6 protein-coding genes (1 of these 6 cut by a window edge) are annotated in these 6,958 nt (G+C 63.5%); 1 reads left to right on the top strand and 5 read right to left on the bottom strand.

Going from position 1 to position 6,958, the window contains the following annotated elements:
• Nucleotides 1-93: 93 nt before the first annotated feature.
• Together AC3WVQ_RS18550 and AC3WVQ_RS18555 are read right to left on the bottom strand one after the other, a co-directional pair.
• Nucleotides 94-2,019, bottom strand: coding sequence for a HAMP domain-containing methyl-accepting chemotaxis protein (locus AC3WVQ_RS18550; RefSeq protein ID WP_090302300.1), 1,926 nt, complete (start codon nt 2,017-2,019; stop codon nt 94-96).
• 272 nt (nt 2,020-2,291) lie between these two features.
• Entirely contained in the window at nt 2,292-2,981 is a 690-nt protein-coding gene (locus AC3WVQ_RS18555) for a L,D-transpeptidase (protein WP_034802133.1), read from the bottom strand.
• Nucleotides 2,982-3,164: 183 nt separating this feature from the next.
• Between AC3WVQ_RS18555 and AC3WVQ_RS18560 the strand changes: the two genes are divergently transcribed.
• Nucleotides 3,165-3,689: an MmcB family DNA repair protein gene (locus AC3WVQ_RS18560; RefSeq protein ID WP_034802131.1), complete on the top strand. Its 525-nt coding sequence runs from the start codon at nt 3,165-3,167 to the stop codon at nt 3,687-3,689.
• 58 nt (nt 3,690-3,747) lie between these two features.
• Here AC3WVQ_RS18560 and AC3WVQ_RS18565 read toward each other — a convergent pair whose 3' ends face one another.
• The 3 genes from AC3WVQ_RS18565 to hrpB all read right to left on the bottom strand — a co-directional run.
• Nucleotides 3,748-4,332 carry an ActR/PrrA/RegA family redox response regulator transcription factor gene (locus AC3WVQ_RS18565; protein WP_034802128.1) on the bottom strand — a complete coding sequence of 195 codons (585 nt, stop codon included), beginning with the start codon at nt 4,330-4,332 and terminating at the stop codon, nt 3,748-3,750.
• Nucleotides 4,333-4,410: 78 nt separating this feature from the next.
• Nucleotides 4,411-5,718 (bottom strand): ActS/PrrB/RegB family redox-sensitive histidine kinase, encoded by a 1,308-nt coding sequence (locus AC3WVQ_RS18570; protein ID WP_034802125.1) that lies wholly within the window; start codon nt 5,716-5,718, stop codon nt 4,411-4,413.
• 34 nt (nt 5,719-5,752) lie between these two features.
• On the bottom strand, nt 5,753-6,958 hold the end of the coding sequence (gene hrpB / locus AC3WVQ_RS18575; protein ID WP_090302304.1) for an ATP-dependent helicase HrpB. 1,254 nt of this gene lie beyond the right edge of the window; only the last 1,206 of its 2,460 coding nucleotides appear in the window; its start codon lies off the right edge, out of view — the gene reads right to left on this strand; its stop codon occupies nt 5,753-5,755.

Below are 6,958 nucleotides of genomic sequence, written 5' to 3' on the forward strand. Positions count from 1 at the left end.
TATTGGGAAAGAGCCGTGCGTTCACATGAACGCACGGCTCTTTCGTTTCAGCGGTGGTCCGGGCTTCCAGACACGATCGCAGCCCGTGCCGCTCTAAAACTCCGCCCAGCCGTCCGTTGCGAGTGCGGCATTGCCGTGGGTGGCATAGGGGGCTGGTCGGCGTACCGGCTGAGGACGTCCCTGGTCACGCGTGGTTGCGGCGACTGCCGGGGCAGGCGCCATCGGCCTGCCCTTTGGCTGGGCCTCGCCGGCGAGCGTGAAGCGGTCGATCAGGTTGCGCAGGTTCGTGCCTTCCTGCGCCAGCGTCGCGGAGGCCGCATTGGCTTCCTCAACCATCGCTGCGTTCCGCTGCGTTACCTGGTCCATCTGGTTGACGGCGGTGTTGACTTCGCTCAATCCCACCGACTGTTCGCGGGCGGAGGTGGCGATCGCCGCCATGTGTTCGTTGATCGTGATCACATGCGCCTCGATCGTCTGCAGCGCCTCGCCGGTGTCGCGCACCAGGTGCACGCCGTTCTCGACCTCCCGGCTCGATGTACGGATGAGATCCTTGATTTCTTTCGCAGCCTTCGCCGAGCGCTGGGCGAGCTCGCGCACCTCCTGGGCCACGACGGCGAAGCCCTTTCCCGCTTCGCCGGCCCGCGCTGCTTCCACGCCGGCATTCAGCGCCAAGAGGTTTGTCTGGAAGGCGATCTCGTCGATGACGCCGATAATGCTGGAAATCTGGCTGGAGGATTCCTCGATCCGACGCATGGCTTCCACCGCGTTGGCGACGACGACGGCGGATTGGGCCGCGCTGGTCTTCGCCTCGCCGGCGATGTCGCGTGCCTCCTCCGTCCGTCTTGAGGAATTGCTGACATTGGCGGTGATCTGATCGAGCGCCGCGGCCGTTTCCTCGAGAGACGCGGCCTGCTGTTCGGTGCGCTTGGACAGGTCGTCGGCGCTCTGGCTGATTTCGCGCGTGCCCATGCCGATGTTTTGGGCGCTGTCGGCAACGGCGAGAAGCGCATCGTTCAACTGCGCGGCCGCCTTGTTGAGGTCGTGCCGCAATTGTTCGAACTCGGCGGCGAACGGCTCATGTAGCTGAACGGCGAGATCGCCGTTGGCCAGCCGCTGCAGGCCGCCGGCAAGTCCGGCGGTCGCCTGCGTCAGCTTTTCCTGCGCCGCCTGCTCCGCCGCCTTCTGGACGCGGACACGTTCGGCCTCGCCGTTGCGGCGGTTCTCCTCGGCCTCCGCCTGCAGCCGAAGATTCGAGCGCGCCGCCACGCGGAAGGATTGAATGGCGCGGGCCATTTCGGCGATCTCGTCCTTGCCGCGCACCGGCTCGTCGGCATCTTCAACGTGGCCGTCGATCAGCCGGCGCATGGCGGCGATCTGGCGGGCGAGCGGTCCGACGACGCCGCGCAGCACCACAAGCAGGGTGCCGGCAGCAAGCGCCACGACGAGAACGATGATCCCAATGTTGAGTGTCTGTACGGTTTCGAACTCGTGATGCTTGGCCTCGAAGGCCGTACCCGAAAGTTCGACCTGCAGGTCCGAAATCTCGGAGATCGTGGCCGTCAGCGGATCGATCGTAGCGTAGAGCTTGTCGCGCACGAAGGCGTCAAGAGCCTTCTGGTCCTTGGCCGAGAGGATTTGCGTGAGTGCCGTGATCGAATCCATCGCAACGACCATCTGGCTTCGTGCATTGTCGACGAGGTTCCGTTCCTCGTCGGTCATCGAGGTCGCCGCATAGGCATCCCAGTTTGACTTGATCGTTTCCCGTGCGGCATTGACCGAGGCAAGCCCGCTCTCCATCGATTCGTTGCCATTGCGCACCTTATGGGCAGCATCGACGATCGAGACCGCAAAGGCGTCGGAAGTCGCCTTCAGGTTCTTCAGCGGCACAATGCGATCGGCGTAGACCGCGTCCATCATGTCGCTGGTTTCCGACAGCGTGCTCTGGCTGTGAATAGCGATGCCGATAGCGATGGATGATAGAAGCGCGATTGCGCCGATAAGCTTGGTCTTGATCAGCATGCCAGTCCCTCCCGAGCGGAATTTCGTGGGCACACTGTTTCGATTATTTAGATAACGCTTACTTAATAAGCGACTGAATTTAAGTCGAAATTGAACTTTCCGAGCGGGCAGGGACATATTCCGCGACCCTGATTTGAGCGCGAATCAGGACGGCAACTTTGCGTCGATGGTGTGCCTGCTTGCGGCTTTCGCTCGGAAGTTGGGTGACGTGAGCACGAACGAAAAAAGCCGCCGACAGAGTCGGCGGCTTTGTCAGTGTCGATCTGATTCGATTACTGCTGGACGACGACGCGGGCGCTCTTGCCGGGGCGAACGCGCGAATAGAGGTCGATGATGTCCTGGTTGATCAGGCGGATGCAGCCGGACGAAGCGGCGGTACCGATCGAGGACCATTCCGGCGTGCCGTGCAGACGGAACAGTGTATCCTTGCCCTGGTCATTGAAGAGGTAGAGCGCGCGGGCGCCAAGCGGGTTCTTGAGGCCGGGACCCATGCCATCTTCGACGTACTTGGCGACTTCCGGCTTGCGTTCCGCCATTTCCTTCGGCGGATGCCACATCGGCCATTCCTGCTTCCAGGCAATATAGGCTTCGCCTTCCCATGCAAAACCAGCCTTGCCGACGCCGATGCCGTAACGAACGGCCTTGCCGCCCGGCAGCACGTAGTAGAGGAAGCGATTCGGCGTGTTGACGACGATCGTTCCGGGGCGCTCGCTGGTGGCGTAATCGACGATCTGGCGATGGAAACGGGTATCGACCTTGCTGATCGGAATGGCCGGCAGCGCGTAACCGTGATCCTCAACTGCGCCATAATCGCCGTTAAAGATCTGATTCGTAGCAACCTGTACCGTTGCGGGCGCGGGTTCGTTCGCAGCCGTTTCGGGCTTGGACGAGGTCGTCGAGCAGCCGGCAACGGCGAGTGTCGCCGCGAGGCTGCACAAGAGGAAGGCATTGCGGAAGCGCATGGGAGTCTCTTAAAAAGAAGCGAAGTAAAAACTGGGTCGCCGCGACCAACAGTGACTACGGTTATTTTCGATTAGTTTGAGCTATGCAAGAGATTGCGCGGCCACAATTTGGCTGAAAAGTGCAAATTCCATGACCCTTGTTTTTTTGCAACAAAATGACCGGCTCAAAGGGACACCGGACGCATGACGATCCTCTCCATCCATGGCGACAACCCCTTGATCGACGGTCGCCAATCGAATCGCGCGATGATGGTGCGCCGCGGTGTGCAGCGTCTGTTCGCCGAACTGCGCCATTCGGTCCTGCCGGAATTGACTTTGGCGAGTGGACGGCGTGCCGATCTGATCTCCTTGTCGGCGAAGGGCGAGATCTGGATCGTCGAGATCAAAACCTCGATCGAGGACTTTCGCGTCGACCGCAAATGGCCGGACTACAGACAGCACTGCGACCGGCTGTTCTTCGCCACCCATGCCGCCGTGCCACTGGACATCTTTCCGGAGGACTGCGGACTGCTGCTGTCTGACGGTTATGAAGGCCACATCGTTCGCGAGGCGCCCGAACACAGGCTGCCGCCGGCGACACGCAAGTCGGTGCTGCAACTCTTTGCCCGTACGGCAGCACAACGGCTGATGCTTGCCGAATGGGCGGCCGAGCGCAACGGCGAACTCGGTGATTCGATCGGCGACATCCTCTCCGGCGGTCGCGACTGATCCCGCGGGGAAAAGCGACCGGAACAGCGGTTGTGCGCCGGTCGTGGAAGTTGATTGCTTACTTCGGCGCGCGCTTGGCGAGAATGCGCTGCAGCGTGCGGCGATGCATGTTGAGCCGGCGCGCCGTTTCCGAGACGTTGCGCTCGCACATTTCATAGACGCGCTGAATATGTTCCCACCGCACGCGATCGGCCGACATCGGGTTTTCCGGCGGCTCGACGCGTTCGCCCTGGCGCTGCACGAGCGCGGCAAAGATGTCGTCGGCATCGGCAGGCTTGGCGAGATAGTCGACCGCGCCGAGCTTCACCGCGTTCACGGCGGTGGCGATGTTGCCGTAGCCGGTCAGCATGATCATGCGCGTGTCGTCGCGCCGTCCGCGGATCGCTTCGATCACGTCGAGGCCGCTGCCGTCGCCGAGCCTGAGGTCGATGACCGCATATTTCGGCGGGTTGCCCTTGGCCTTGGCGATGCCTTCCGCGACCGATTCGGCGATGTCGACCGAAAAGCCACGGGCTTCCATGGCGCGGGCCAACCGCCTGAGAAAGGGTGCGTCGTCATCGACGAGCAACAGGGTGCGGTCCGGTCCGATCAGTTCGGCGTCCTGTGCGGTGGTGCTGGGCGAAGCTGTCGATTTGTCGGTCATTCTCGCAATCCTTGGGCAAAAACGGAACGCTTTCGCCGAGATTATAGGTTTCTGCCTCGTTCAATAAACTGCGAAATGTCATTTCGCCAGTTTCGTATCCATCAGGGCGCGCGGCCATTCGACGCTGACCCGGGCGCCCGGCCTCTCCGGCCCGCCATTCTCGAAGCGCAGGCGCGCGCCCGAGCGTTCGAGCAGCGTCTTTGCGATAAAGAGCCCGAGCCCGAGGCCGCCGGCGCTGTCATCCTTCTGCCTGCGTGTCACATAGGGTTCGCCGATCCGCTGCAGGATATCGGGCGCGAAACCGTCACCATCGTCGGCGATCGTGACGCGAACCCGATCCGCCGTGTGCTCGACGGTTACGGTCACCTGTTTCTTGGCGTAGTCGACGGCGTTTTCCAAGAGGTTGCCGAGCCCATAGAGAATGCCGGCATTGCGGTTGCCGACCGGCTCCGTGGCACGGTCGCCCTTTTCGATGAGCTCGATGTGGATGCCGAACTCGCGATGTGGCGCCATCACCTCTTCGATCAGCGACGACAGCGGCAAAAGCCGCATGTGCTCCTCGCTCTCGGAGGACAGCGTCGTCAGCCGCTTCAGGATATCGCGGCAGCGTTCGCTCTGGCTGCGCAGCAGATGCACGTCCTCCCCGAAGCGCGGATCGTCGCCGAGTTCGCGTTCCATCTCCTTGGCGACGACGCTGATGGTCGCAAGCGGCGTGCCGAGTTCATGGGCTGCCGCTGCCGCAAGCCCATCGAGCTGCGACAGGTGCTTTTCCCGCTGAAGCACCAGTTCGGTCGCCGTCAGCGCTTCCGACAGCTCACTCGCTTCCAGCGACACGCGGTAGGTATAGAAGGCGGCAAAGGCGGTCATCGAGACGATCGCAAACCAGATGCCGGCGGTCAGCACCCGCGGCATCAGCAGGACCGTGCCCGGATACCAGGGCAGCGGAAAGGGTGAGAAGGCGAGTGCGGTGATGGCGATTACCGCAAAACCGGCAAGAATGATGCTGTGTGACTTCGGCTGCGACGCAGAGGAAATGATGACCGGGACGCAGAGCAGCGGCGCGAAGGGATTGGTGAGCCCGCCTGTGATGAACAGCAATCCGGTGATCTGCGCGAGATCGAGGCCGAGAAGCGCGAAGGCCGCCGGCGGCTGCAACCGGTGCGTCGGCGGATAGCGCAACGTCACATAGGCGTTGACCAGCGCGAGGCTCGCGATCAGCACCAGGCAGGAAATCAGCGGCAGAGGAAACTGCAGCCAGAAGGCCGTGATGAGGACGGCGATCGACTGGCCGCCGACGGCAAGCCAGCGCAGCCGAACGAGCGTCTGCAGGCGCAGACTGCGGTTGCTGGTCTGGTCGTTGTTGTGTTCGAGCGCAACAGTGGTCATTCGTGCCTGCATTCCAATGATCGATGCTTTCGTCTCATGTACCACGGGGCTTCGCCCGTGTCGTCGGCGCCGCATTGGCCGGATCCTCGGGCCAGGGATGCTTCGGATAGCGCCCGCGCATGTCGGCGCGCACATCGCGCCAGGAACCCGCCCAGAAACCGGGCAGGTCGCGCGTCGTCTGGATCGGCCGATGTCCGGGCGAGATCAGCTCGAGCAGCAACGGCAGCCGCCCATCGCCGATCGCCGGATGGGTCTTCAGGCCAAAAAGCTCCTGTACCCGGATCGATAACAGCGGCTCGTCGCCGTCGTAGTGGATCGGGTGCCGTTGCCCGGTCGGCGCCTCGAAATGCGTCGGCGCCAGCCGCCCGAGTTCCCGTTGCCGCTCGTGTGGAATGAGGGAGAGCAGACCGTCGGAGAGGTTGGATGCCTTGATGTCGGCAATCGCGGTGATGCCGTGCTGGAAGGGAACGAACCAGTCGTCGAGACGGTCGAGCAGCGCTTCGTCGGAAACATCCGGCCAGGGTTCACCGATCGAGCGGTTGAGGAAGCCGATGCGGTCGCGCATCTGCATCGCCTCCTTGGAGAAGTGCAGGATGGCAAGGCCGAGCTGGCGTACGCCGTCGGCGAGTGCCCGCGCCGCCGATTCACCGGTCGGTCGTGTGAGCGGCGCCTCCTCGAAGATGATGGCGCCGAGCCGCGTGACCCGACGCGCCCGCACCTGCCGGCTGGCCTTGTCGAAAAAGCTCTGGTCCTCGCGGGTTATCGCCTCGGGCATATGCGCCTCGACCTCGGCGCGCGTCAGCTCTGCCGCCGCCAGCACGCGCTGGCCGCCGGCGCGGCCGGTCAGGTCGGCGATGACGAGCATGGAAGCCGCCGCCAGCCGCTCCGTCTCGGGGATCTCGGCGCCCCGTCCGTTCGCCATGACGAATCGGCCGCGGCCACCGCGCTGCAGCGCGATGCGGTCGGGAAAGGCGTGCATCAGCAGGGCACCCGGCTGGATCGGTTCGCTCGATTTCGGCGCGCCCTTCAGCTCGGCCGCCATGCGCCGCGCCAGATTGCGCGAGGCGTCGGCGCGGTCGCCACGCTCCTGACGGAAGCGGCGCACCCGGTCCTCGAGATCGACGCTGTTACCGCCCAAGCCCTGTTCGGTCAGCATCACCGCCAAGAGACACGCGGTTTCCGCCTGTCCCTCTTCGGCCGCGGCAACCGCCATTGCCGCCAGCCGCGGCGGCAAGGCCAG

The organism is Ensifer sp. EB106-05-01-XG146, assembly GCF_058791875.1.

Coding starts and splice junctions, on each gene's coding strand:
- AC3WVQ_RS18550 (WP_090302300.1), bottom strand. CDS start 2,019: ATGCTGATCAAGACCAAGCTTATCGGCGCAATCGCGCTTCTATCATCC.
- AC3WVQ_RS18555 (WP_034802133.1), bottom strand. CDS start 2,981: ATGCGCTTCCGCAATGCCTTCCTCTTGTGCAGCCTCGCGGCGACACTC.
- AC3WVQ_RS18560 (WP_034802131.1), top strand. CDS start 3,165: ATGACGATCCTCTCCATCCATGGCGACAACCCCTTGATCGACGGTCGC.
- AC3WVQ_RS18565 (WP_034802128.1), bottom strand. CDS start 4,332: ATGACCGACAAATCGACAGCTTCGCCCAGCACCACCGCACAGGACGCC.
- AC3WVQ_RS18570 (WP_034802125.1), bottom strand. CDS start 5,718: ATGACCACTGTTGCGCTCGAACACAACAACGACCAGACCAGCAACCGC.